The following is a 25,164-nucleotide window of genomic DNA, read 5'->3' as shown; positions in this document are numbered from 1 at the left end:
GCGCGCGCCTTCGCAATTGCAAAAAATGGCCAAAGCATGGCGAAATCTGCATGGCAGCCATGCGGCCATCAATCCATTTTTAATCAAATCAGGCACTTATGCCGAATTCACGATTCACGCTTTCTAAACACCTGTGACACTGCCGTGGCAGGCAGATGATCTCGAAATAGGTGCGGCGCACATGCTAGCCTGCACTGGATGATCAACGATTCCGTTTCCATGACCGGCCCATTGGGCGCTCTCGACATCGCGGCACTGGCGTTCTTCCTCGCCGGCTGGGTATTTCATGCCCTTGGCGCCGAAGGCCATATTGTCACGCGCATGTCGCTGACGCGGGCGATGAACGCCCAACGTGCCGCCTGGATGGCGACGATGGCTCGGCGCGAGGTCAGGATCGTCGACACCTCGATCATGAACGGGCTGCAGCAAGGCACCGCCTTCTTCGCCTCCAGCTCGCTGATTGCCGTCGGCGGCTGCTTTGCCCTGCTTGGCGCCTCCGATCGCGTTCTGGCCATCTTGAGCGACGTGCCGCTTGCAGGCGCCACCGCACGGCCACTGTTCGAGATCAAGGTCATCGGCCTGATCGTCATCCTGGCCTATTCGTTCTTCAAGTTCGGCTGGGCCTACCGGCTGTTCAACTACTGCTCGATCCTGATCGGCGCCGTTCCCCAGCTCAGCCCCGGCAGCGAGCCCAACGCGGCGATCGACGTCGCAGTCATGCGGGCGACCCGGATGAACCAGCTGGCCGGCAAGCATTTCAACGCCGGCCTGCGCGGCGTGTTTTTCTCGATCGGCTATCTCGGCTGGTTCGTCGACGCGCGCGTCTTCTTCGTCACCACAGTGGTGCTGCTCGCGGTGCTGATCAGACGCCAGTTCTTTTCCGAGGCTCGCAAGGCGGTGCTGGTTCAGGATTTCGGGCCTGGAAACGGATCGTCGATTCGACCCGACAGCCAGTAGGCGAGAAGGCCGATCCATTCGCGCATCGCCATCGTCGTGTTCTGCAGCGAATCGGCGGGGTTGTCGGTGAACAGGCCGACGCCCTCTTCGCCCGATGTCCGGTAGTCGACAGGCCAGGCGGTGACATCGAAACCGGCCTTGGCAAACAGCGCCATCGAACGCGGCATGTGGAAGGCCGAGGTGACCAGCAGCCACGTCTCGCCAGGCTTTGGCGTCACCATCTCCTTGGAGAACAGCGCATTTTCGTAAGTGTTCCGCGAACGGTTTTCGAGAATCAGCCTGTCGCGCGCCACCCCGAGCGCTTCGAGCAGGCGCGGCGCCGTGTCGGCATCGCCTTCGCCTTCGAGTACCAGCGTTCCTGTGCCGCCTGAAATGACGACCTTCGCATCGGGATAGCGCCTGGCAAGGATCGCCGTCTCGACCATGCGGTCGCCACCGCTGTTGAGCTCATAGCCGCCCCGCACCAGATTGATCGCGCCCTCGAAGCCGCCACCGAGCACGATGATGCCGTCGACCCTGGCCGGCTGGGCTGGTCGCTGGAACCGCTCTTCCAACGGATTGAGCATCAGCGAGCCAAGCGAGGTCCAGGTCGCGAGGGCCAGAATCATCAGCGAGGCGAAAGTCGCAATGCGGAAGAGGCGCCGGCGCCCGAAGAAGCTGGCAACGAGCCCGGCCGCAAGCAGGAAGATTGCGAAATTGAGCGGCTGGGCGAAGAACCAGAAGATCTTGGAGAGATAGAAGAACAAACCGATATGCCGTCCGTAGTGGAATGGAGCCCCCTCCAATCCACTACTATGTCAGCCCGCAAAGTACGACCCCGGACTTGCTCGACTGGACAGCTGACACGTGCCCGGCTTCGGCTGATAGGCGCTATACGCCTACCACCATTTGTCCGGCTGGAAACGGCCAGCGGCCTGCTCGATGACATGAGCGGTCTGGAACAGCGTCTCTTCGTCAAACGGGCGCCCGATCAGTTGTAGGCCGAGCGGCAGGCCGTGGCCGTCGAGGCCGGCGGGGACGGCGATGCCAGGCAGGCCGGCCATGTTCACCGTCACCGTGAAGATGTCGTTGAGATACATCTTGACCGGATCTGCGGCCATGTCCTCGTCGGCGACGCCGAACGCGGCCGAAGGCGTTGCCGGCGTCAGGATGACATCGACGCCGGCGGCAAACGCCAGTTCGAAGTCGCGCTTGATCAGCGTGCGCACTTTCTGCGCCTGGAGGTAGTAGGCGTCGTAATAGCCGGCCGACAGCACATAGGTGCCGATCATGATGCGGCGCTTGACCTCGCGGCCGAAGCCGGCGGCGCGAGTGTTCTCGTACATCTCTATGATGTCCTTGCCCGGCACGCGCAGGCCGTAGCGGACGCCGTCATAGCGAGCGAGGTTCGACGACGCTTCGGCAGGCGCCACGATGTAATAGGCTGGCAGCGCGTATTTGGTATGCGGCAGCGAGATATCGACGATCTCGGCGCCGGCATCCCTGAGCCAGGCAATGCCCTTCTGCCAAAGTGCCTCGATGTCCTCGGGCATGCCGTCGACGCGGTATTCCTTGGGAATGCCGATCTTCATGCCCTTGACCGACTTGCCGATCGCCGCTTCGTAGTCCGGCACCGGCAAGTCGACCGAAGTGGTGTCCTTGGCATCGACGGAGGCCATCGACTTGAGCAGGATCGCAGCGTCGCGCACGTCGCGGGCGATCGGACCGGCCTGATCGAGCGACGAGGCGAAAGCAACGGTGCCCCAGCGCGAAACACGGCCATAGGTCGGCTTGATGCCGACAGTGCCGGTAAAGGCCGCCGGCTGGCGGATCGAGCCGCCCGTGTCGGTGGCCGTCGCACCGGCGCAGAGGAAGGCCGAAACGGCTGCCGCAGAGCCACCCGAGGAGCCGCCTGGCACAAGTTGCATGTTGTCATAGCTGCGCGCGGTCCTTGCGCCACCTGATGCAACGAAGCCGCCATCGCCTTGATGGGTTGTCGGCATCACCACCGTCTCGGTGCGCGACCGCCGCCACGGGTTGATCACTGGACCGTAATAGGAGGTCTCGTTGGACGAGCCCATGGCGAACTCGTCCATGTTGAGCTTGCCGAGCATGACAGCACCGTCGGCCCACAGATTGGCCGTCACCGTCGATTCGTAGCGCGGCTCGAAACCGTCCAGCACATGGCTGCAGGCCTGGGTATGCACGCCTTCGGTGGCGAACAGATCCTTGATGCCGAGCGGAATGCCCTCGAGCGCACCGCCGTCGCCCCTGGCGAGCCTGGCGTCGGACGCCTTGGCCATCTCGCGCGCCTTTTCAGGCGTGGTGGCGACATACGCGTTGAAGGTCGCGTTGGCCTGATCGATCGCCTTGACGTAGGCGTCGGTCAGCTCCGTGGCGGTGATCTCCTTGCCGCGCAGCTTCTCGCGCGCTTCGGCAATCGTCAGTCTGGTCAGGTCGGTCATGGCGAATTCACTTCGGGGTCACGCAGCCGAAAGCTGCTTTTGATGAGACGACGGACTGGCCGGCAGGGCCTATTCCACCACTTTCGGCACAAGGAAGAAATTCTCGTCGGTGGCAGGCGCGTTGGCGACGATGTCGGCCGCCTTGTTGCCGTCGGTGACGGCATCGACGCGCTTCTTCATCTCCATCGGCGTGACCGACGTCATTGGCTCGACGCCCGTGACGTCGACCTCGTTGAGTTGCTCGACGAAGCCGAGGATAGCGTTCAATTCGCCGGTCATGCGCTGGGCATCGTCCTCGCTCACTGCGATACGGGCGAGATGCGCGACGCGCTTGACGGTCTTGAGATCAACGGACATCGAAAAACTCCGGAAAGCCGGTAAATTTGGTCAGGTCGGGCTATAACGGCGCGGCGGGCGCGGTGCAACATCGATGATCATGCTCATGGCATGGCGACGCCATCGCACAGCACGTAGGTGCCGCCATTGTCGGTCTGGCCGCCCTCGGGATCGACCTGGCGCACTGAAACGAGCTCGAGTTGCGTCGGGCTGAGTTCGAGGATGGAGAGCGTGTCTGGGAACAGATGCCCGGGCTCCTGGCACACGGCGGTCACGACCCATGCAGGCGCCCGCGTCGCGCGCGTGACATTGAGGAACTCGCAATTGTACTCGACGCTTTCGAGACCGTTCGACGACAGGATCAGGCTGCCGGCGTCGATGACCGACTGCAGCGAATCCTTCTTCGCCTGGGCGCAGAGCTCCTCGGACTGGAGATAGACACCCTTGATGAAGTCGGCGGCATGGGCCGACGTGCCGAACACTGCCAGCGAGGACACCGAAAGAATGCGCAAGAACTTCATGTCAAACCCCACTTCGCGGCACAGCCGCCAGCTCAAATGTCGGTCGCCACGCCAACCCTGGGCAGCACGACCTCGATGCCTGAGCCTTCGAGACCGGCAACGAACTGTTCCGCCGTCTGGTCGATGATCGGGAAGCTGGCGAAGTGGCATGGCACCACCGTTTCGAACTTGAAGAATCGCCGGCAGGCAAGGGCCGCCACAGCACCGCCCATGGTGAAGCGGTCGCCGATCGGCACGAGGCCGATGACCGGTTCGTGCAGTTCGTTGATCAGCGCCATGTCGGAGAAGATGTCGGTATCGCCCATGTGATAAAGCGTGCGCTCCTCGGCGAAATGCAGCACCAGGCCGCCGGGATTGCCGAGATAGACGTTGCCGCCATTCGGCCCGCTGACCGACGACGAATGCAGCGCCGCAACGAAGGTGGTGGTGAAGCTGCCGCAATCGACGGTGCCGCCGATGTTGCCGGGATTGATCTGCTTGTCGCCGACACCCTGGCCGACGAGATACATGCAGATCTCGAAATTGGCGACGAGCATGGCGCCGGTCTTCTTCAGGATCGCTGCGGCATCGCCGATATGGTCGTCATGGCCGTGCGTCAAAAGCACATGGGTGACGCCCTCGGCGGCCTGCTCCCAGGACTGTCCCCATGACGGATTGCCGGTCAGGAACGGGTCGATCAGAATGGTAGCGCCAGCGACTTCAATCCGGAATGCCGAATGTCCATACCAGGTCAGCTTCATCGTTTCGGCACTCCTCGTCATTTCGCCGGCCAAAGGATAGAACGCACGACGCCCCTTTCAAAGAGGCCGATACGTAAATTCAAGGTGTTAGGACCTGCGCTGCCCGTCCGGGCGCACGCATCCGGCAATTCAAAGAGGAAAGCCGCTTGGCCATCGTTACGATTGAACAACTGCCCGGGCTGCTGGCCGGCGGAAAGACGCTAGCCGGGCTCGACCTCGGCGACAAGACGATCGGCGTTGCTGTCTCCGATCGCGGGCTCTCCTTCTCGCATCCGCGCCAAGTCATCATCCGCAAGAAATTCACGCTAGACGTGGCCGCCTTGCTTGCCATGCTGGCCAAGGAGAACACCGGTGCGATCGTCATCGGCCTGCCGATCAACATGGATGGCTCCGAGGGGCCACGCGCCCAGAAGTCGCGCGCCTTCGTGCGCAACGCAGCTAACCTGACCGACCTGCCGTTCCTGTTCTGGGATGAGCGGCTGTCGACGGTCGCCGCCGAACGCGCGCTGATCGAGATGGACGTCTCGCGCAAGAAGCGTGACGGCCGCATCGATTCGGCCGCCGCCGCCTTTATTCTGCAGGGTGTACTCGACCGGCTTCAGACACTCGACGCATCTCCGGCCGGGGATTAGAGCGCCAGCCCCTCACCTTCTCGGCAATCAGCTTGCGACGGCGGAACGCCCAGATTCCCAAAAGGATGAATGTGTCGATGATGCAGGCCTTGCCGATCATCCACGGGATCTTGGCCGCTTCGACGCCGAGCAATTCGCCATAGAGGTCGAAGATCGCCAGGTTCAGGGCGCGGCTCAGGATCGGGTAACCGAAATGGAGGTCGTTGATCGACAGGAAGTACCATCCCCAGAACAGGACCAGCGGCGCAGCCCAAACGGCGAAAATATAGCGCATCAGACGCTACCTCTGGCCGGCGGTCTGGCGGCTTCATCGCCCTGGAACTGGTTCGAAAGGACCGGCATCGGGATTCCTGCTTCTTTGCAAAAGACAGTGGGCCCTGCGCCTGCGACGCGCAACGTAAACCATTTGTTAAGGTTAATTTGGCCGCAGCCGTCCGAAAATGGGACGGCCTGTGACCCGGAACGTGTCAGCCCACCTGTGGATAGAGCGTATCGATGATCAGGCGCGAATCGTGGCGCGCGTCGAGCATGCCGTAGGTGCCGCGCCACTGGCCGGCGAGACGGGTCTCGATGAAGGCGTCGGCAATCCGCCCTGCCCCCATGCGGCGCAGTTCGGCAGCGGCCGCCGAGATCGCCAGCTGCTCGGTCAGGATGCGCGCCGAGCCCTCGTCCGACGATGCGACCTGCATGGCGGCACGCAGCACGCCGAGCACGCTGCGTCCGCCAGGGCCGAGGTCACGCTCAAGCGTTGCCAGCACGTCCTCGAACAGGCCGGGCGCCCGTTGCAGAACGCGCAGCACGTCGAGCGCCATGACATTGCCCGAGCCCTCCCAGATCGCGTTGACCGGCGCCTCACGATAATAGCGGGCCAGCGGCGCTTCCTCGACATAGCCGTTGCCGCCGAGGCACTCCATCGCCTCGTAGAGCAGCGCCGGCGCGATCTTGCAGACCCAGTATTTGACGACGGGCGTCATGGCGCGGGCAAAGGCCGCCTCGCCGCGATCCGATGCCGCTTCGTCAAAGGAACGTGCCAGGCGGAAGGCGAGCGCGGTCGCGCCGGCGACATCAAGCGCCATGTCGGCCAGCACGCGCTGCATCAGGGGCTGATCGACGAGGTTGGCACCGAACACCTGGCGGTGACGGGTATGATGGACGGCTTCCGCAAGCCCTGCCCGCATGATCGCCGAGGAGGCGACGGCGCAGTCGAGTCGCGTCAGCGTCACCATGTCCATGATCGTCTTGATGCCGCCGCCCGGTTCGCCGACGAGGTCACCGATGGCGCCCTGGATTTCGACTTCCGACGAGGCATTCGAGCGGTTGCCGAGCTTGTCCTTCAGGCGCTGGAACTGCAGCCCGTTGGCCGAGCCGTCGCTCAATATGCGCGGAACGAGGAAGCATGACAGCCCCTCGGGCGCCTGCGCCAACATCAGGAAGGCATCCGACATCGGCGCCGACATGAACCATTTGTGACCGGTGAGCCGGTAGAAACTGCCGCCGGCACGCTCGGCCTTGGTGGTGTTGGCGCGCACGTCGGTGCCGCCCTGCTTCTCGGTCATGCCCATGCCGAGCGTCAGCCCGGTCTTTTCGACCGGCGGCTTCTGCGCCTGGTCATATTTGCGCGTGGTGACACGCGGTGCCCATTCGCGAAACAGCTTCGGGCTCGCCATCAAGGCAGCAAGCGAGGCATTGGTCATGGTGATCGGGCACAGATGCCCGCATTCGAGTTGTGCTGTCAGATAAAAGCGCGCCGCGCGCACCTGGTGGCGGCGGCCGGTCTCGGTGCCGCCATTCTCCCAGACGGAGGAATGCAGGCCGCCCGCGATCGAGCGGCGCATCAGCGCGTGATAGGCGGGATGGAACTCGACCTGATCGATACGGCGGCCCTGGCGGTCATGGGTCCTGAGCTTCGGCACTTCGCTGTTGGCGAGCCGCGCCAGGTCCTGCGCTTCATGAGTCAGCACGAAGCGGCCTAGCCCGTCGAGGTCACGGCGCACGGGATCGGAGAAGCCTTCCGCGATCTGGATCAGCAGCGGGTCACCGCGCCAGGCATTGCTGCCCGTCAGCGGAGGGGGCTGGTTCGGCACGTCCTGCGTCACGCCTTGTCCTTCATCGGTGTGGGCGACGGGCACGAATCCGCAGCCATGGCCGGCTTTATAGCCGAAATGCTTATCGATAGCTTATGGCCCAGCTTGGAAGCGACGAAAATCCCGTGGGAGAACTTTCATCGATGAAATGCCGGCTTGCGGGTCACCTAAGCACAGCCTATAGCAGCGCCTTGAGATGACAGACCTATCGTCCCTGCCGCCCTACCCGCACCGCCATCTTCTTGGCATCCGCGACCTTTCTCCATTCGACATCGAAATATTGCTCGACCGCGCCGACGCGGCCGTCTCCATTTCGCGTCAGTCGGAGAAGAAGACTTCGACGTTGCGGGGCAGAACCCAGATCAATCTGTTCTATGAAGCCTCGACGCGCACGCAATCGTCGTTCGAGCTCGCCGGAAAACGCCTCGGCGCCGACGTCATGAACATGTCGGTGGCGAGCTCTTCGGTGAAGAAGGGCGAAACGCTGATCGACACGGCGATGACGCTGAACGCGATGCGGCCCGACATCCTGATCATTCGCCACCAGTCGGCGGGTGCCGCCGCACTGTTGGCGCAAAAGGTTGGCTGCTCGGTGGTCAATGCCGGCGACGGCGCGCATGAGCACCCGACGCAGGCGTTGCTCGACGCACTGACCATCCGCCGCGCCAAGGGCCGCATTGCTCATCTTACGGTGGCGATCTGCGGCGACATCCTGCATTCGCGCGTCGCCCGCTCCAACATCCTGCTGCTCAACGCGCTCGGCGCCCGCATCAAGGTCGTGGCTCCTTCGACGTTGCTGCCGTCGGGCATTGCCCAGATGGGCGTCGAGGTGACGCAATCGATGGCCGAGGGGCTGAAGGACGCCGACGTGGTGATGATGCTGCGCCTGCAGCGCGAGCGCATGGCCGGCGCCTTCGTACCGTCGGTACGCGAGTACTTCCGATACTACGGACTGGACGCAGAGAAACTGAAGGCGGCCAAGCCCGACGCGCTGGTAATGCACCCCGGCCCGATGAACCGAGGCGTGGAAATCGCCTCGGAGATCGCCGACGGCCCGCAGAGCGTGATCCAGGAACAGGTGGAAATGGGCGTCGCCGTGCGCATGGCGGTGATGGAAGCGCTGCTCGACCCGCGCCGCAATCGCGACGGAAAGAACGTATGAGCATCACGGTTTTCCAGCGCGCCCGCCTCATTGACCCCTCGCGCGGCATCGATGAGACCGGCACCGTCATCGTCGACGGCAAGAAGATCGTCGCCGCAGGCGCAGACGCGCTCAACCAGGGCATACCAGGCGGCGCCGAGGTCATCGACTGCACCGGCAAGGCGATCATACCCGGCCTGATCGACGGTCGCGTCTTCATCGGTGAACCCGGCGGCGAACATCGCGAGACGATTGCCTCGGCAAGCATCGCCGCTGCAGCCGGCGGCGTCACGTCAGTCGTCATGATGCCCGACACCGACCCGGTCATCGACAATGTCGCGCTGGTCGAGTTCGTTCTGCGCACCGCCAAGGAAACCGCATCCGTCAACATCTTCCCGGCGGCGGCCATCACCAAGGGACTCGACGGCCATGAGATGACCGAGTTCGGCCTGCTGCGGGAGGCCGGTGCCGTCGCCTTCACTGACGGACGCCACACCATCGCCAGTTCGATGGTGATGCGCCGGGCGCTGACCTATGCCCGCGACTTCGACGCGGTGATCGCGCATGAAACGCAGGACGCTGACCTCGCCTCGTCAGGCGTTATGAACGAAGGCCTTTATGCCAGCTGGCTCGGTCTTTCAGGCATTCCGCGCGAGGCCGAGACCATCCCGCTCGAGCGCGACATGGCGCTCGCCCGGCTGACCCGCGGAAAATATCACGCGGCAAAGATCTCGACCGCGATGGCGGCAAGTGCCGTGTCGCGCGCCAAGGCCGATGGCACCAAGGTCACAGCGGGCGTCTCGATCAACAGCCTGTCGCTCAACGAGAACGACGTCGGCGAATACCGCACTTTCTTCCGGCTGGCACCGCCCTTGCGCGCCGAGGAAGACCGCATCGCCATGATCGAGGCGTTGAAGGACGGCACCATCGACCTGATCGTTTCTTCGCACGACCCTCAGGACGTCGATACCAAGCGCCTGCCCTTCGCAGACGCAGCCGTCGGCGCGATCGGCCTGGAGACGTTGCTGGCCGTGGCCTTGCGCCTGCACCACAATGGCGAAGTGCCGCTGCTGCGCATCATCGATGCACTTTCGACTGCGCCTGCAAAGCTGTTCGGCCTGCCCGGCGGTACGCTGAAGCCCGGCGCCTTGGCAGATCTGGCGCTTGTCGATCTTGGCGAGCCGTGGCTGGTGCGCGAGGCCGACATCCGCTCGCGCTCCAAGAACACCTGCTTCGAAGGCGCCAGGCTGCAAGGCAAGGTCTTGAAAACCTTGGTCGGCGGACGCACAGTGTTTTCGGCCTGATAGGCCACGGGGGAGACCACAGACCTTGATGCCGGATGACATTTTTCCGACGGCCATGCACGTGCTCATCGCGGCCGCCGTATTCGGCTATGCCCTCGGCTCGATTCCGTTCGGCCTGCTGCTGACCCGCGCTGCCGGCCTCGGCGACGTGCGCAAGATCGGCTCCGGCAATATCGGCGCGACCAATGTGCTGCGCACCGGCAACAAGAAGCTGGCGGCAGCGACGCTGCTGCTCGACGCGCTCAAGGGCACGGTGGCTGTGCTTGTCGCTTCTCGTTGGAGCCACGACGCGGCCCTTGCGGCCGGCCTCGGCGCCTTTATCGGCCATCTCTATCCGATCTGGCTCGGCTTCAAGGGCGGCAAGGGCGTCGCCACCTATCTCGGCGTGCTGTTCGGCCTGTCGGGGCTCGGCGCGCTTGCCTTCGCCGTTACCTGGCTGCTCGTCGCCTTCGTCAGCCGCTACTCGTCGCTTGCCGCGCTGACCGCCGCCATCGTCGTGCCGATTGCTCTTTATATGATCGACATGCCCAAGGCCGCCGGCCTGCTGGCCCTGATGAGCCTGATCGTCTTCATCCGCCACCGCGCCAACATCTCGCGTCTGCTTGCCGGCACTGAATCGCGGATCGGGTCCAAGGGATGACCCGCGCCGCCGCCGGGCCGCATCTCAGCGACCGGCAGCGGCTTCATTGGCTGCGCCTGATCCGTACGCCAAATGTCGGCCCCGCAAGTTTTCGCGACCTGATCAACCGCTTCGGATCCGCCGAAACGGCAATTGAGATGCTGCCCGAAATCATGATGGCCGGGGGCGCAAACCGCCCGGTTCGGGTTCCCTCGATGGCCGAGGCAGAGACGGAGATGCAGCTGGCGCGCAGATGCGGCGCGCGCTTCGTTGCGCTTGGCGAGCACGACTACCCGCAGACGCTCACGCGCATGGACAACCCACCGCCGCTGCTCGCCGTCAAGGGCACCGCTGCCGTCTTCGGCTTGCCGCCGGTGGCCATCGTCGGCGCGCGCAACGCTTCGCTCGCCGGCATCAAGATGGCGCGCATGCTTGCCTCGGAGCTTGGTCGCAACGGCTATGGCGTGATCTCGGGACTGGCCCGCGGCATCGACACCGCAGCCCATCAGGGCAGCCTCGACACAGGTACGGTCGGTGTCCTGGCCGGCGGCATCGATCGCCCCTACCCGCCCGAGAATGTCGGCCTCTGCGACGAGATCGCCGAACGCGGTGCCATCGTCTCCGAAATGCCGTTCGGCTGGGAGCCACGCGCCCAGGACTTTCCGCGTCGCAATCGCATCGTCGCCGGCCTTTCGCTCGGACTTGTCGTCGTCGAGGCGGCTCAACGTTCGGGTTCGCTGATCAGCGCGCGGCTTGCCGGCGAGATGGGACGCCTGGTCTTCGCCGTGCCCGGCTCGCCGCTCGACCCGCGCGCCGCCGGGAGCAACGGCCTGCTCAAGGATGGCGCGACACTGGTGACAGAGGCTGCCGACGTGCTGGAAGCTCTGGCGCCGCTGGTTGGACGCAAGCCTTTTGCACCGGCCAGACTCGAGGAACCGCCTGATTTCACCGCGACGCCGCCACCCGTCGACGGCGACCGCGCCCGGGTGATCGAGGCGCTCGGCCCGGTTCCCGTCGAGGTCGATGAATTGATCCGCCACACCGGGCTTCATCCGGCGCAGATCTTCATGATCCTTCTGGAGCTCGACCTCGCCGGTCGGCTCGAGCGCCATTCAGGCGGGCGTGTTTCGCTCGTTGAGCCCGACATGTGACGGGCGCTCGCCGGGGGCGACACCGGCGGCTTCGACATAGGCCATGTCGATCAGACAAGCGGGTGTGCCGCGAGGCGTCGACCAGGATGCCGAGCTGGCCAGGCATCGACAGTATGGAATCAAGAGTTTTGGCCCGCCTTTGCGCAGGTGCCTGCTTGTCCGGAAGGGGCCCTCTGTCGCCCCGCGTGAGTCGCGTGACCAAGGCCGATTTCAACGCCAATAGCCGGCTCAACCGGCGATGGTGGACATTCAGCAAATCTAGCAGGGATTGCAACAGGACGAATTAATATACCCAGGATTGCAATCCGGTTCTTCACCGTCGTTTTTGCCCCCTTCCCCTTGACCGGACCGAAAAGCGCGGCCATGTGACGAGCGAATTGAAAATCTTCGCCACGCGCCGTTTGCCGTTGTTTGGGCGCTTCACTGGAAAATCAGCCACATATGGACGTCGTTGTCGTCGAGTCACCGAACAAGGTGAAAAGCATCAACAAGTACCTGGGCCGGAACTACAAGGTTCTCGCCTCGTTCGGCCATGTCCGCGATTTGCCGGCCAAGGACGGCTCGGTGAAGCCGGAAGACGATTTTGCCATGTCCTGGTCGGTCGACACCGCATCGGCCAAGCGGCTCAGCGATATCGCCAAGGCGGTCAAGGAAGCCGATGGCCTGATCCTCGCAACCGATCCGGATCGCGAAGGTGAAGCCATCGCCTGGCACGTACTCGAGGTGCTGAAGCAGAAGCGCGTGCTGAAGGACAAGACGATCAAGCGCGTCGCCTTCAACTCGATCACCAAGCAGGCAGTGCTCGAAGCCATCTCCAATCCGCGCGAGATCGACCCGCCGCTGGTCGATGCCTATCTGGCGCGCCGCGCGCTCGACTATCTTGTCGGCTTCACCCTGTCGCCTGTGCTGTGGCGCAAACTGCCCGGCGCCCGTTCGGCTGGCCGCGTGCAGTCGGTGGCCTTGCGCTTCGTCTGCGACCGCGAAGCCGAGATCGAACGTTTCGTGCGTGAGGAATATTGGCAGATCGCCGCCATCCTCGGCACGCCGCGTGCCGAAAACTTTGAAGCCAGGCTGACCGCCTTCGACGGCAAGAAGCTGCAGAAGCTCGACATCTCGTCGCAGGCCATGGCCGATGACATCAAGGCGATGCTCGATGGCGCAAGCTTCAAGACGCTGTCGGTCGAGGCCAAGCCGACCCGGCGCAACCCGAGCGCGCCCTTCACCACCTCGACCTTGCAGCAGGCTGCGTCGTCGCGCCTCGGCTTCTCGGCAAGCCGCACCATGCAGGTCGCCCAGCGCCTCTATGAAGGCATGGAGATCGGTGGCGAGACCGCCGGCCTGATTACCTATATGCGTACCGACGGCGTCCAGATGGCGCCGGAGGCGATCGAAGCCGCACGCAATGCCATCGCCAAGGAATTCGGCACAAAGTACCTGCCCGAAAAGGCGCGCCAGTACACCACCAAGGCCAAGAACGCCCAGGAAGCGCACGAAGCCATTCGGCCGACCGACTTCAATCGCACGCCGGCAGAGATGCGCAAATTCCTCGATGCCGACCAGGCCCGGCTCTATGAGATGATCTGGAAGCGCGCCATTGCCAGCCAGATGCAGCCGGCCGAGATCGAGCGCACCACGGTCGAGATCGAGGCGCGCAACGAGTCAAGAATCGCCGGCCTGCGCGCCGTCGGTTCGGTCACCCGTTTCGACGGCTTCATCGCCGCTTATACCGAGCAGAAGGACGAGGATTCGGAAGACGAGGAAAGCCGTCGCCTGCCCGAGATCCGCGCCGACGAAACGCTGAAGCGCGAGAGCGTCGACGCCAGCCATCACACCACTGAGCCGCCGCCCCGCTACTCCGAAGCCAGCTTCATCAAGAAGATGGAAGAGCTCGGCATCGGCCGGCCCTCGACCTATGTCGCCACGCTCAAGACGCTTGAGGACCGCGACTATGTGAAGATCGAGAACCGCAAGCTCGTGCCCCAGGCCAAGGGCCGGCTGGTCACGGCCTTCATGGAGAGTTTCTTCCGGCACTATGTCGAGTACGACTTCACCGCCTCGCTCGAGGAAAAGCTCGATGAAGTCTCGGACGGCAAGCTCGCCTGGCGCGACGTGCTGGCCGATTTCTGGAAGGACTTCTCGGGTGCGGTCGATGAGATCAAGGAACTGCGCGTCACCAACGTGCTCGACGCGCTGAACGAGGAACTCGCGCCATTGGTCTTCCCGGAACGCGAGGACGGATCGAACCCGCGTATCTGCCCGAAATGCGGCACCGGCAACCTGTCGCTCAAGCTCGGCAAGTACGGCGCCTTCGTCGGCTGCTCCAACTATCCCGAATGCGGCTTCACCCGCCAGCTCGACGGCCCCGGCGGCAACGGCGACAATGGCGGCCTCGAAGACGGCACCAAGGTTCTGGGCAGCGATCCCTACACCAATGAAGAGATCACGCTGCGCAGCGGCCGCTTCGGCCCCTACATCCAGCGCGGTGATGGCAAGGACGCCAAGCGCTCCAGCCTGCCCAAGGGCTGGGCGGCTGCGTCCATCGATCACGAAAAGGCGCTCGCCTTGCTGGCACTGCCACGCGATGTCGGCCAGCACCCAGAGACGGGCAAGATGATCTCGGCCGGGCTTGGCCGCTACGGCCCGTTCGTGCTGCATGACGGTGCTTATGCCAATCTCGAAAGCATCGAGGACGTGTTCTCGATCGGCCTCAACCGCGCGGTCACGGTGCTTGCCGAAAAGCAGGCCAAGGGCAAGGGCGGACGCGGCGGCGGTACGCCGGCGGCGTTGAAGGATCTCGGCGAACACCCCGCCGGAGGCGGCAACGTCACCGTGCGCGACGGCAAGTACGGCGCCTATGTCAATTTCGGCAAGGTCAATGCTACCTTGCCGAAGAACACCGATCCGGCCACGGTGACGATGGAAACGGCACTCGCGCTGATCGCCGAAAAAGAGGCGAAAGGCGGCGGCGCCAAGAAGCCTGCCCGAGCCGCCAAGAAGCCGGCGGCCAGCACAACCAAAAAAGCGGCCGCCAACAAGGCCAAGAAGAAGGACTAGGCGACCGTGGCGCGAAAGATTTCCGGACGAAATGCCGGCACCAGACGCGCCGCAAGCGACGAGGTCCGTGGCAAGGACGTCTACCGGCCGTCGCGGGACGAGATTCTGCGCTACATCGCCGAGAATCCTGACCGCAGCGGCAAGCGCGACATCGCCAAGGCCTTTGCGCTCAAGAACGACGACCGCATCTGGCTGAAGCACCTGCTGCGCGAGTTGCAGGACGAAGGTCTGTTGGAAAAGAGCCGCAAGCGCCTGACCCGCGCCGGCGCGTTGCCGCATGTCGCCGTGCTCGACATTTTTGGCCGCGACGCCGAAGGCACGCTTCTGGCCCGCGCCTCCGAACAGCCTGACGGCCCGATCGTGGCCATCAAGCTGTCGCGCAGCGGCAATGGACCTGTGCCCGGCGTCGGCGACCGCGTGCTGGCCAAGACCTTCCCCGTCGACGATCATATCGACGACAACGAGCCGGCCTACACCGCCCGCGTGATGAAGATGTTCGAGAAGCGCGCCGACACGGCGCTCGGCATTTTCCGCATCCTCAAGGACGGCAGCTTCCGCATCGAGCCGGTTGAACGCCGCCAGCCCGAGCTGGTGATCGACAAGGACCACCACAACGGCGCCAAGGACGGCGATCTGGTCGAAGTGGTGCCGGAACGGGCCAGCCGTTACGGCCTGCCGCGCGCCAAGGTGGTCTCGGTACTGGGTTCGTTGACCAATGAGAAGGCGGTCTCGATGATCGCCATCCATGCCCACGACATTCCCCACATATTCCCCGCCGACGTGATCGCCGAAGCCGAGGCCGTGAAACCGGCGACGCTAGACGGCAAGCGCGAGGACTGGCGCGAGCTGCCGTTGGTCACCATCGACCCCGCCGACGCCAAGGATCACGACGACGCCGTCTATGCCGTCGCCGACAGCGACGAGAAGAACCCCGGCGGCTTCATCATCACCGTCGCTATCGCCGACGTGGCAGCCTATGTCCGTCCGGGCACGGCGCTCGACAACGAGGCACTGAAGCGCGGCAACTCGGTCTACTTCCCCGACCGCGTCGTGCCGATGCTGCCCGAGCGCATCTCCAACGATCTGTGCTCGCTGCGCGAAGGTGTCGACCGCCCGGCGCTGGCCGTGCGCATGACGTTTTCGGCCGAGGGCCGCAAGATCAGGCACGCCTTCCACCGCATCATGATGCGGTCTTCGGCCCGCCTCGCCTATCCGCAGGCGCAAGCCGCCATCGATGGCATCCCGGATGAGAAGACCGGGCCGATCCTGGAGACCGTCCTCAAGCCGTTATGGGCCGCCTATGACGTGCTCAAGCGCGGCCGCGACAGTCGCCAGCCGCTCGAACTCGACCTGCCCGAACGCAAGATCCTGCTCAAGCCGGACGGCACGGTGGACCGCGTCATCGTTCCCGATCGCCTCGACGCCCACAAGCTGATCGAAGAGTTCATGATCCAGGCGAACGTCGCGGCTGCCGAGACGCTGGAGAACAAGAAGCAGAAGCTCGTCTACCGCATCCATGACGGCCCTTCGCTGGCCAAGCAGGAATCGCTGCGCGAATTCCTGCAGACGATCGGCCTGTCGCTGGCGCGTGGGGCCGCGATGCGTCCAAGCCAGTTCAACGGCATCCTCGAGCAGGTGCGCGGCGGCGACAATGAGCAGCTCGTCAACGAGGTGGTGCTGCGTTCGCAGAGCCAGGCCGAATACAATCCCGACAATATCGGTCACTTCGGCCTCAATTTGCGCCGCTACGCGCATTTCACCTCGCCGATCCGCCGTTATGCCGACCTCATCGTGCATCGCGCGCTGATTGGGTCGCTCGGCCTCGGTGCCGGCGGCCTGACGCCCCAGGAGGAAGCGCGGCTGGAAGAGACCGCCGGGCTGATCTCGCAGACGGAACGCCGCGCCATGGCAGCAGAGCGCGAGACCGTCGACAGGCTGGTCGCGGGTTTCCTGGCCGAGCGCGTCGACGAGACATTCGAGGCGCGCATTTCCGGCGTCGTCAAGGCGGGACTATTTGTCCAATTGCCGCAATATGGCGCGGATGGTTTCATCCCGGTGTCATCGCTAGGTGACGACTATTACCATTTCGACGAAGCAGCCCGCGCCCTGTTCGGCGAACGCTCCGGCAAGGGCTACCAGCTCGCCGACCGTGTCGAGGTCAAGCTGGTCGAGATCGCGCCGCTGGCGGGTGCCATGCGCTTCGAGATGCTGACCGAACCGAAGCCCCTGCCCGGTTCCAAGCGGTCCTTCCACAAGACCAAGGGGCAACGAACGCGTGCCCGCGCCTCCCAGCCACGGCGAGGACCTCGCGGCAGGAGATGACGATGGAAGAGCAGGTATTCGGCGGCAACCACCACAAGGTTGCGCGTGAACCTCGGCCGGTCTGGCAAGCGATCAAGCGGGGCCTGCTCTGCAAGTGCCCGAACTGCGGCCAAGGCCGGCTGTTTGCGTCGTTCGTCAAGACTGTCGACAGATGCGAAGTCTGCCACGAGGAGATTTTCCATAATCGCGCCGACGACCTGCCCGCCTATCTCGTGGTTGTCATCGTCGGCCACATCGTCGTCGGCGCCTTCATGGGCGTCGAGGCGACCAGCAAGCTGGCCCTATGGCAGCATCTGCTGATCTGGGTACCGCTGACCATCGTTTCCGCGCTCGCGCTGCTGCGCCCGATGAAGGGCGCCGTGGTCGGCATGCAATGGGCGCTCTACATGCACGGCTTCGGCGGCGAAGAAGACGTGATCGAAACGCATCCCGAGGCCTGACCCCGCGCTGGCGCAATGCCCAAGAGCAAGCAAGTGCTTCCGTCCAACCCGACATTCCGTTAGGACAGCCGCGATGGATGGCATTAGCAAAGCAGACCTCGACAGGCTCGAAGCCAGGGAAATGGCCAAAGGACCAGCCCCCTTGCGTCCGCGCGACGCGGCGACGTTGATCCTGCTCGACCGCAAGGGCGACGACGTGCTGGTGCTGATGGGCCGGCGCCACATGAAGCATGCCTTCATGCCCGGAAAGTTCGTCTTTCCCGGCGGCCGCACCGACCCGGCAGACAGCCGCATCAAGGTGGCCGAAGAGCTCCATCCCGACGAGCAGGACAAGCTGCGCGCCGGCACCGGCCGGGTCAGCGTCGCGCGCGCACGGGCGATTGCGCTTTCGGCTGTTCGCGAAACCTACGAAGAAGCAGGGCTTCTGATCGGCCGGCGCGGCCCGTTCTCGACCACCAAGGCCGACTGGCAAGGCTTTGCCGAGCATGGCGTCGCGCCTGCGCTCGGCTGCCTGCGCTTCATCGCGCGCGCGGTGACCCCTCCCGGCCGGGTCAGGCGTTTCGACACACGCTTCCTCTCCGCCTGGCGCAGCGACGTCGCGGTCGAGTTGCCTCAGGGCGGACCGACAAACGAGCTCGAGGAACTGATCTGGTTGCCCTTGGCAGATGCCATGCAGGCCGACATTCCGGCGATCACCCAGTCGGTGCTTGGCGACCTGAGGCAGCGGCTAGCTGTCGATCCCGGTCTCCAGCCGGGTGGCGAGGTGCCATTCTACCGCATGCTTGCCCAACACTTCCGCCGCGACATCCTGTAGGGCTTTGCATGACCGATACCGTTCAGGAGGCTGAAAACGTCGAACGCGTGCACTGGCGCGCGATTTCAGCGGCCATTGCCTCGATCAGCGTCGTCGGCATCGCCATTGGGCTGGGCATACCGCTGTTGAGCGTGATTCTCGAATCGCGCGGCTATTCCTCCTCGATGATCGGCCTCAACACGGCGGTCGCCGGCATCGCCTCGATTGCCGCCGCCCCGCTGGCGACGCCGATCGCCATGCGCTTCGGCGTCGTCTGGACGATGCTGGCGATGATTCTGGCCGGCGCCGTAGCCTTCGTCGGCTTCTATTTCGCCCAGTCCTTCTGGATGTGGTTTCCGTTGCGGGCCGTGCTGCATTTCGCGCTGACAGTGCTGTTCATCCTGTCGGAATTCTGGATCAGCACCTGTGCTCCGCCACATCGGCGCGGCCTAGTGCTCGGCATCTATGCCACCGTGCTTTCGCTCGGCTTCGCCGCCGGCCCATGGCTGTTCTCGCAGATCGGCAGCAGCGGCTTCCTGCCGTTCGGCCTGACCTTCGCCTTCGTCATGATCGCCGCGATTCCCGTCTTGCTGGCGCGCAGCGAAAGCCCCAGGATCGTCTCCGAAGGCGGCAAGGGTGGCTTCTTCCGCTACATCTGGATCGTGCCGACAGCGACCGCCGCCGTTCTCGTCTTCGGTGCGGTGGAAACAGGCGGCTTCGCCCTCTTCCCGATCTACGGCCAGCGCATCGGCTACAGCGAGGGCGAGGCAGCGATGCTGCTGACCATGATCGGGCTCGGCAATTTCCTGCTGCAGATTCCGATCGGCATGCTGAGCGACCGCATCGGCGATCGCCGCATCCTGCTGCTCATCTGCGCCCTCGTCGGTCTGGGCGGAACGCTGGCGATGCCGTTGTTGACCATCAACTGGCACCTGATGGCGGGCATGCTGTTTGTCTGGGGCGGCGTGGTGGCGGCACTCTACACCGTCGGCCTCGCGCATCTCGGCGCACAGCTATCAGGCCGCGACTTGGCCTCGGCCAACGCCGCCTTCATCTTCTGCTACGGCCTCGGCATGATCCTTGGGCCGCAGGTGATCGGCATCTTCATGGACGTCTTCGGCCCGAACGGATTCGGCTGGGCGCTGGCGGTGTTCTTCGGCGGCTACATCGCCATCGGACTGGGCCGAATTGCCGCGAAAGCGAGCCGATAGCGCTCCAAGGCTTGACTTTCCGGGCGCGTTCTTTATGTGTCCCGCAGGTTTTCCGCGTCCGGGTTGTTTTCCCGTCCTGAGGCGGGTGCAACTCCAGACGATTAACGGACGAGAATCATGGCCAAGGCTGCAAACATCAAGATCAAGCTTCTGTCGACCGCCGACACCGGTTTCTTCTACGTGACGAGCAAGAACAGCCGCACGAAGACGGAAAAGCTGTCGTTCCGCAAGTACGACCCGGTTGCGAAGAAGCACGTCGAATTCAAGGAAACCAAGATCAAGTAATCTTGTTGCCTCCAGGAATTCCAAAACGCCGCCCATCGGGTGGCGTTTTCGTTTTCAGGACTGTCTACCGCACGGCGGCTTGCGCCAACGCATCGAAGGACACACGGAAAGCCGCCTGCCCCATACTCAGTCAAAACGGGATGATTTCGAGATAGGGGGCCGGTCGGCGTCTGGCAGCGGTACGAGGAGGCCACTATGTGCCAGTGCCGGCCGGCCGACCCCACGGACCCAGGAGATGCGGCGGACCTGAGCATCATGGGGTATCGATAGGGCATCCGGCCTGTGCTCCTCGTGCCGGCGCCCGTCCTTCTTCTCGATCTCACAGTCGCGCAAGATCGCTTGAAAATCAACACTTTCTTAACCACGGCTCGCGAATCGCTCGGGTTAAGGTAAACGATTGAGCTTAACGCGCTTGACCGTGAAGCCGTACTGCGGCTCAGGCCGCTCGCGCCACCACGCGATTGCGACCACGTGTCTTGGCGTCGTAAAGCGCCAGATCCGCGCGCTTCATCAGCCCGGCAACCGTGTCACCTTCCATGACCAGCGCCGAGACGCCGACGCTGACCGTCACCGACACGCCCTGCTCGGTTCCGCCGACCTTGAACGGCGTCCTGGCGATTTCGGAGCGGATGCGTTCGGCAACGATCTCGGCCAGCGCGCCTTCGGTATCCGGCATCACGATGACGAATTCCTCGCCGCCGAATCGGCAAGCGAGATCAATGCCGCGCACGCTCTTCTTCACGCGCCGTGCAAATTCACGCAGGACCTCGTCGCCGCCGTCATGGCCGAACGTGTCGTTGATGCGCTTGAAGCGGTCGAGGTCCGTGATCATCAGCGACAGCGGTCGACGACGGGCAGCCGCACGTTCGACCAGCCGCGGCAGGTGGCTGTCGAGGTAGCGGCGGTTATGCAGACCGGTCAGGCCATCCGTCACGGCCATCTCAATGGTCTGGCTGACGCTTTGCCTGAGCTCGTCATTGTAGCGCTTGCGCCGCACTTGGGTGCGCAGGCGCGCGATCAGCTCCTGCCTGTCCAGCGGCCGCACGAGATAGTCGTTGATGCCGAGTTCGAGTCCGCGAACGGTAAGGTCGTCCTCTTCCTTGTTGACCAGCAGTACGATCGGCAGCGAGCGCGTGCGGTCGAGCGACCTGAGCTGCGAGCACAGTCTGAGCGGATCGAACGCGGAAAACCCTGACGACACGATGATGCACTCATAGGCACCTTCGGCCGCGTTGAAGAGCCCCGACTGCGGATCGGCAGCCAACTGCACGTCGGCGGCGCCATCCAGCAGCGCGCAGATATGAGCAGCGGAAGACGTTTGCTCATCGATGAGCAGGACCTTCGGCAGTTCCCCCCGGACCAGGTCGGATCGGGCCAGAAGCTCGTCCATGCCGATGCTGTGGGTGGTCGAGGCGCGCAGCCTGAGCTCGTCGGTCAGCACCTTGAGACGGACGAGACTCTTGACGCGGGTGATCAGTTGCAGGTCGTTGACAGGCTTGGTCAGGAAATCGTCGGCGCCGACGTCAAGGCCGCGCACGCGGTCGGTGACATGGTCGAGCGCAGTGACCATGACGACGGGAATGTGGGCGGTTGCCGGATCGGCCTTCAGGCGGCGGCATACCTCGAAACCGTCCATGCCGGGCATCATCACGTCGAGCAGCACGACATCGACCTTGCCGTCCTCGCAGGCGGCGATGGCATCAGGTCCATTGAAGGCGGTCAGCACCTCGAAATACTCGGCGAGAAGCCGGACTTCGAGCAGCTTCACATTGGCCGGTATGTCGTCAACGACGAGGATGCGCGCTGTCATGCTAGTCCCTCGAGCGAGCCGGCGAGCACATCAGGCATCGCCCAGATAGGATTTGATCGTCTCGATAAAGCGCGGCACCGAGATCGGCTTGGAAATGTAGGCTTCGCAACCGCCCTGCCTGATCCGCTCCTCGTCGCCCTTCATGGCGAATGCGGTGACGGCAATGACGGGGATGGTGTGGAGGTCGTCATCCTCCTTCAGCCATTTGGTGACCTCGAGGCCCGAGACCTCGGGCAATTGGATATCCATCAGGATGAGGTCCGGCCGATGCTTCCGTGCAAGATCGAGCGCTTCGAGCCCGTTGCGCGTGCGCACGGTCTCGTAGCCGCTTGCCTCGATGAGGTCGCGAAAGAGCTTCATGTTGAGCTCGTTGTCCTCGACGATCATCACCTTCTTGACCATAGAAATTCCGTCCCGATTGCTCGCCACAGGCCCGCGGCAATCCTGTTGCGCGCCGGATGCGCACACCAACCCCGAATCCGACCGTAACTCAAGAACATTACGAAACGTAAAACACCGAAGCCAAATCACGGATGGTTGCGCGACCGCTTTAGCGGTTGCCGCGATGGCTGCTTGCGGTTACTCCCGACAGAGGTCGATCGGGGCGAACACCAGTATGCAGAAGAACCAACAATCGCAGGAAAGCGCCGAAGCGCTGGCAGTCCAGGCACTTGGCTTCGTCGCCTCCGACGCGGAACTCCTGCCGCGCTTCCTGGCCATATCAGGCATCGAGGCGCACCAGATCCGCCGAGCTGCGCAGGAGCCCGGCTTCCTGGCCGGCGTCCTGAACTTCATTCTCGCCCATGAGCCGACGCTGCTGCGCTTCTCGCAGGAAGTGGGCATCGCGCCGGGCGAAATAGGCAGCGCCCTGCGTGCCCTTCCCCTTGGCAATGACGATCACGAGCGTTCCGCATGAGCGAAGATCCCGAAACAGCACGGCAGATCGCCGAACTGGCCCGCGACACCAGGCCGCTGCTGGTGCTCGACGTCGACGAGGTGCTGCTCGAATTCATGGTGCCCTTCATGCGCTTCCTCGATGCGCAGGGGCTGGCCTTCTCGGCCAGGTCGTTCAAGCTGACCGGCAACATCATCAACGTGAAGACACAGATCCCGCTGGACCAGGAAGCGGTGTCGGCGCAGCTCGACGGTTTCTTTCATGCCCAGAGCGAATGGCAGACGGCGGCACTTGGCGCTGCCGATGCGGTGGCGGGGCTCGCGGCAGGCGCGGAAGTGGTACTGTTGACCGCGATGCCGCATCGCCACCGCGACATCAGGCGCCGGCATCTCGATGCGTTGGGTTTCCCCTACCCGCTTCTGACCACTGAAAGGGCCAAGGGCCCCGCGCTGCGGCTGTTGCGGGGCGAAACCAGCCGCAGGGTCGCCTTCGTCGACGACATTCCGCACAATCTGGTCTCGGTGCGCGACGCCGTCGCCGACGCGCATCTGTTCAACCTGATGTCCTATCGTGAAATGCGTGCATTTCTGCCGCCGCTGCCGGACGGAATCGTCATCGAGGACGATTGGTCCCAGGCCGCGCCGAAGATCGCCACGGCCTTGGGTCTCTAGTCTCACTGACTATTCGCCGAGATTGCGCCACCAGTTGCGGCCGGTGTCGAGCCTCTCGATGCCTTCGCTGTCGAGCCTGGCGGCCCATTCGGCCGCCGACTTGCCTGCCAGCATGAGATTCGGCGCGATTTCAGCCAGCGGGACCATGACGAACGCACGGTCGAGCATGCGCGGATGCGGTATCTCAAGTCCGACATCGCTGACATTGCTGTTGCCCAGCAGGAGCACGTCGATGTCGATGAGGCGCGGGCCCCAGCGCTCGATGCGCACGCGTTTCAGCCGCCGCTCGAGCTCGAGGCAGAGCTTCAGCAGTTCGAGCGGCGCGAGCGTGGTAGCGACTTCGGCGGTGACGTTCAGGAAATCGGGCTGATCGACCTTGCCCCAAGGCGGCGTGCGGTGCAGAGACGAGACTTCCACAACGCGCGTGCCGCCGGAACTGTCGAGCATGTGCAGCGCCGACGCCATCGACTTCGCTGGGTCGCCCAGGTTGCCGCCGAGGCTGAGAAAGCCGCGCTCCTCAACCTGGCCAGACAACGGTCACCTCTACGTAATCGAGGACGCCGGGCACGGGCGCATTCGGCTTGCGGACCGTAATTTCGGCCCGCTTGATCTGCGGGAAACGCGCTGCGAGCGCGCGACCGCACTCCTGCGCCAGCGCCTCGATCAGGAAGCGCCGCTGGCCGGTAATGATCTTTTCGATGACCTGGAAGGCAACGCCGTAGTCAACGGTGCTGTCCATCGAATCGTCCTCCAGCGGACGCGACGGATCGACCGTCAGCTCGGCATCGACATAGAAGCGCTGGCCAAGTGCCTCTTCTTCGTCGAACAGGCCGTGCCGGGCGAAGAAGGCGCAGTTTTTCATACGGATAAGGTACATCTGGGTCAGCGTCCCGGCAGGTTGGTCTGTCGCGCCAGCATAGCATCTGCGAATGCCAGCGCGTCCACGTTGATTGCGACATCATGGACGCGAAATATATCCGCGCCCTGCAGGCGGAGTATGACGCTCGTCGCCGCCGTCCCCGCGTCACGGTCGGCTGCTTCGCGCCCGGTAACATGGCCGACGAAGCGCTTGCGCGAGGTGCCGGCGAGCAGCGGATAACCGAGCCCTTTCAGCTCCGAAAAACGCGCCATCAGGTCGAGATTTTCGTCCGCATCCTTGGCGAAGCCGAAGCCCGGATCGAGCACGATCTGAGCGTCCTGGACACCGGCCTCCCGGGCGATCTCCAGCGAACGGCGCAGGAACAGCAACTGGTCGTCGATCACGTCGGGCAGCTTGTCGCGCTCGCGTCCGGTATGCATGAGCACCAGCCCTGCCCCGGTGTCGGCTGCGACCCGGGCAATACCTGGCTCGCGCTGGGCGCCCCAGACATCGTTGACGATGTGCGCGCCGGCGGCAACGGCGAGCCGCGCTGTCTCCTCGCGGTAGGTGTCGACGGAGATCAGTGTATCGCCAGATCGGGCGAGTGCGGCGATGATCGGCAGCACGCGATCCTGCTCTTCGGCTGAAGAAACAGGTGCTGCGCCCGGGCGGGTGGATTCACCGCCGACATCGATGATCACGGCCCCTTCGGCGACCATGCGGCGCGCCTGTGCGAGCGCGCGCTCGGGCGCATCGAACGCGCCGCCGTCGGAAAAACTGTCGGGCGTGACGTTGAGGATGCCCATCACAAGCGCCCTGTCGCCGAGGTCGAGTTGGCGCCCATGCGCCAGTTGCCATCGTTTGCCGGTCATGCCGTCGCCACAAAACAATTCCA

The 25,164-nt window shown here is 64.0% G+C and carries 26 protein-coding genes; 14 read left to right on the top strand and 12 right to left on the bottom strand.

The genetic code is table 11. The features are described 5' to 3' along the window. Positions 1-219: 219 nt before the first annotated feature. Positions 220-957 (top strand): DUF599 domain-containing protein, encoded by a 738-nt coding sequence (locus Amn_RS13250; RefSeq protein WP_067966626.1) that lies wholly within the window; start codon positions 220-222, stop codon positions 955-957. On the opposite strand, the gene Amn_RS13245 is transcribed toward Amn_RS13250, so the two are convergent. The 5 genes from Amn_RS13245 to Amn_RS13225 form a co-directional block, all read right to left on the bottom strand. Next, the gene (locus tag Amn_RS13245; RefSeq protein ID WP_154386048.1) at positions 906-1,703 is read right to left on the bottom strand and encodes a YdcF family protein; all 798 of its coding nucleotides are present in this window, start codon (positions 1,701-1,703) and stop codon (positions 906-908) included. The two genes, Amn_RS13250 and Amn_RS13245, sit on opposite strands and share 52 nt — an antisense overlap. Before the next feature lie 132 nt (positions 1,704-1,835). Beyond that, on the bottom strand, positions 1,836-3,401 hold the full coding sequence (locus tag Amn_RS13240; RefSeq protein WP_182573869.1) for an amidase: 1,566 nt from the start codon (positions 3,399-3,401) through the stop codon (positions 1,836-1,838). A 69-nt stretch (positions 3,402-3,470) separates the two neighbouring features. Next, positions 3,471-3,758 (bottom strand): Asp-tRNA(Asn)/Glu-tRNA(Gln) amidotransferase subunit GatC, encoded by a 288-nt coding sequence (gatC, locus tag Amn_RS13235; RefSeq protein ID WP_067962472.1) that lies wholly within the window; start codon positions 3,756-3,758, stop codon positions 3,471-3,473. 83 nt (positions 3,759-3,841) lie between these two features. Further along, the gene (locus tag Amn_RS13230) at positions 3,842-4,258 is read right to left on the bottom strand and encodes a hypothetical protein (protein WP_182573868.1); all 417 of its coding nucleotides are present in this window, start codon (positions 4,256-4,258) and stop codon (positions 3,842-3,844) included. Positions 4,259-4,290: 32 nt separating this feature from the next. Further along, a complete protein-coding gene (locus tag Amn_RS13225; protein WP_182573867.1) occupies positions 4,291-4,998 on the bottom strand; it encodes a metal-dependent hydrolase in 708 nt (235 codons plus the stop codon). A gap of 146 nt (positions 4,999-5,144) precedes the next feature. Between Amn_RS13225 and ruvX the strand changes: the two genes are divergently transcribed. Further along, positions 5,145-5,630, top strand: a complete 486-nt coding sequence (gene ruvX, locus Amn_RS13220; RefSeq protein ID WP_067962477.1) for a Holliday junction resolvase RuvX — start codon at positions 5,145-5,147, stop codon at positions 5,628-5,630. Here ruvX and Amn_RS13215 read toward each other — a convergent pair. Next, a complete protein-coding gene (locus tag Amn_RS13215; protein ID WP_067962479.1) occupies positions 5,569-5,904 on the bottom strand; it encodes a DUF6105 family protein in 336 nt (111 codons plus the stop codon). The genes ruvX and Amn_RS13215 overlap by 62 nt on opposite strands. 193 nt (positions 5,905-6,097) lie before the next feature. Further along, the gene (locus Amn_RS13210) at positions 6,098-7,726 is read right to left on the bottom strand and encodes an acyl-CoA dehydrogenase family protein (protein ID WP_182573865.1); all 1,629 of its coding nucleotides are present in this window, start codon (positions 7,724-7,726) and stop codon (positions 6,098-6,100) included. Positions 7,727-7,910: 184 nt separating this feature from the next. Between Amn_RS13210 and Amn_RS13205 the strand changes: the two genes are divergently transcribed. The 10 genes from Amn_RS13205 to rpmG all read left to right on the top strand — a co-directional run bounded on the left by Amn_RS13205 (position 7,911) and on the right by rpmG (position 20,034). Beyond that, a complete protein-coding gene (locus Amn_RS13205; RefSeq protein ID WP_192316774.1) occupies positions 7,911-8,876 on the top strand; it encodes an aspartate carbamoyltransferase catalytic subunit in 966 nt (321 codons plus the stop codon). After that, entirely contained in the window at positions 8,873-10,159 is a 1,287-nt protein-coding gene (locus Amn_RS13200; protein ID WP_286297649.1) for a dihydroorotase, read from the top strand. Before Amn_RS13205 ends, Amn_RS13200 begins: the two co-directional genes overlap by 4 nt. A 28-nt stretch (positions 10,160-10,187) precedes the next feature. Beyond that, entirely contained in the window at positions 10,188-10,799 is a 612-nt protein-coding gene (gene plsY, locus Amn_RS13195; RefSeq protein ID WP_263007290.1) for a glycerol-3-phosphate 1-O-acyltransferase PlsY, read from the top strand. Further along, on the top strand, positions 10,796-11,929 hold the full coding sequence (dprA, locus tag Amn_RS13190) for a DNA-processing protein DprA (RefSeq protein WP_286297645.1): 1,134 nt from the start codon (positions 10,796-10,798) through the stop codon (positions 11,927-11,929). Before plsY ends, dprA begins: the two co-directional genes overlap by 4 nt. Positions 11,930-12,370: 441 nt before the next feature. Then, positions 12,371-14,983 carry a type I DNA topoisomerase gene (gene topA / locus Amn_RS13185; RefSeq protein ID WP_286297642.1) on the top strand — a complete coding sequence of 871 codons (2,613 nt, stop codon included), beginning with the start codon at positions 12,371-12,373 and terminating at the stop codon, positions 14,981-14,983. A 6-nt stretch (positions 14,984-14,989) separates the two neighbouring features. Further along, positions 14,990-17,305, top strand: a complete 2,316-nt coding sequence (rnr, locus tag Amn_RS13180) for a ribonuclease R (RefSeq protein ID WP_286297641.1) — start codon at positions 14,990-14,992, stop codon at positions 17,303-17,305. 2 nt (positions 17,306-17,307) lie between these two features. Further along, positions 17,308-17,745, top strand: coding sequence for a DUF983 domain-containing protein (locus Amn_RS13175; protein ID WP_286297639.1), 438 nt, complete (start codon positions 17,308-17,310; stop codon positions 17,743-17,745). A 73-nt stretch (positions 17,746-17,818) separates the two neighbouring features. Then, a complete protein-coding gene (locus Amn_RS13170; protein ID WP_067962500.1) occupies positions 17,819-18,559 on the top strand; it encodes an NUDIX hydrolase in 741 nt (246 codons plus the stop codon). A gap of 47 nt (positions 18,560-18,606) precedes the next feature. Then, on the top strand, positions 18,607-19,749 hold the full coding sequence (locus Amn_RS13165; protein ID WP_182573884.1) for an MFS transporter: 1,143 nt from the start codon (positions 18,607-18,609) through the stop codon (positions 19,747-19,749). Positions 19,750-19,866: 117 nt separating this feature from the next. After that, complete coding sequence (gene rpmG / locus Amn_RS13160) at positions 19,867-20,034, top strand: 50S ribosomal protein L33 (protein ID WP_019173400.1); 168 nt, start codon at positions 19,867-19,869, stop codon at positions 20,032-20,034. A 436-nt stretch (positions 20,035-20,470) separates the two neighbouring features. Here the strand turns inward: rpmG and Amn_RS13155 are convergent, their stop codons facing one another. Together Amn_RS13155 and Amn_RS13150 are read right to left on the bottom strand one after the other, a co-directional pair. Continuing rightward, positions 20,471-21,844 (bottom strand): PleD family two-component system response regulator, encoded by a 1,374-nt coding sequence (locus tag Amn_RS13155; RefSeq protein ID WP_154386057.1) that lies wholly within the window; start codon positions 21,842-21,844, stop codon positions 20,471-20,473. 30 nt (positions 21,845-21,874) lie between these two features. Beyond that, on the bottom strand, positions 21,875-22,246 hold the full coding sequence (locus tag Amn_RS13150) for a response regulator (protein ID WP_067962504.1): 372 nt from the start codon (positions 22,244-22,246) through the stop codon (positions 21,875-21,877). Positions 22,247-22,460: 214 nt separating this feature from the next. Between Amn_RS13150 and Amn_RS13145 the strand changes: the two genes are divergently transcribed. Together Amn_RS13145 and Amn_RS13140 are read left to right on the top strand one after the other, a co-directional pair. Further along, a complete protein-coding gene (locus tag Amn_RS13145) occupies positions 22,461-22,760 on the top strand; it encodes a DUF3572 domain-containing protein (protein WP_154386058.1) in 300 nt (99 codons plus the stop codon). Beyond that, complete coding sequence (locus Amn_RS13140; protein ID WP_154386059.1) at positions 22,757-23,410, top strand: hypothetical protein; 654 nt, start codon at positions 22,757-22,759, stop codon at positions 23,408-23,410. Before Amn_RS13145 ends, Amn_RS13140 begins: the two co-directional genes overlap by 4 nt. 9 nt (positions 23,411-23,419) lie before the next feature. Here Amn_RS13140 and folK read toward each other — a convergent pair whose 3' ends face one another. From folK to folP, 3 genes are read right to left on the bottom strand one after another with little or no spacing between them, the layout of a single operon-like run. Continuing rightward, entirely contained in the window at positions 23,420-23,944 is a 525-nt protein-coding gene (gene folK, locus Amn_RS13135; RefSeq protein WP_154386060.1) for a 2-amino-4-hydroxy-6-hydroxymethyldihydropteridine diphosphokinase, read from the bottom strand. Beyond that, a complete protein-coding gene (gene folB, locus Amn_RS13130; protein ID WP_154386061.1) occupies positions 23,928-24,287 on the bottom strand; it encodes a dihydroneopterin aldolase in 360 nt (119 codons plus the stop codon). The genes folK and folB overlap by 17 nt, the downstream gene beginning before the upstream one ends. A 5-nt stretch (positions 24,288-24,292) precedes the next feature. Then, positions 24,293-25,141, bottom strand: a complete 849-nt coding sequence (gene folP / locus Amn_RS13125) for a dihydropteroate synthase (RefSeq protein ID WP_286297602.1) — start codon at positions 25,139-25,141, stop codon at positions 24,293-24,295. Between the last annotated feature and the right edge of the window lie 23 nt (positions 25,142-25,164).

Origin of the sequence: Aminobacter sp. Y103A (genome assembly GCF_030294925.1) — a bacterium.
GTDB classification, from domain to species: domain Bacteria; phylum Pseudomonadota; class Alphaproteobacteria; order Rhizobiales; family Rhizobiaceae; genus Aminobacter; species Aminobacter ciceronei.
The sequence above is the reverse complement of the archived record's forward strand: the minus strand, read 5'-3'. Positions and strand labels throughout refer to the sequence as shown.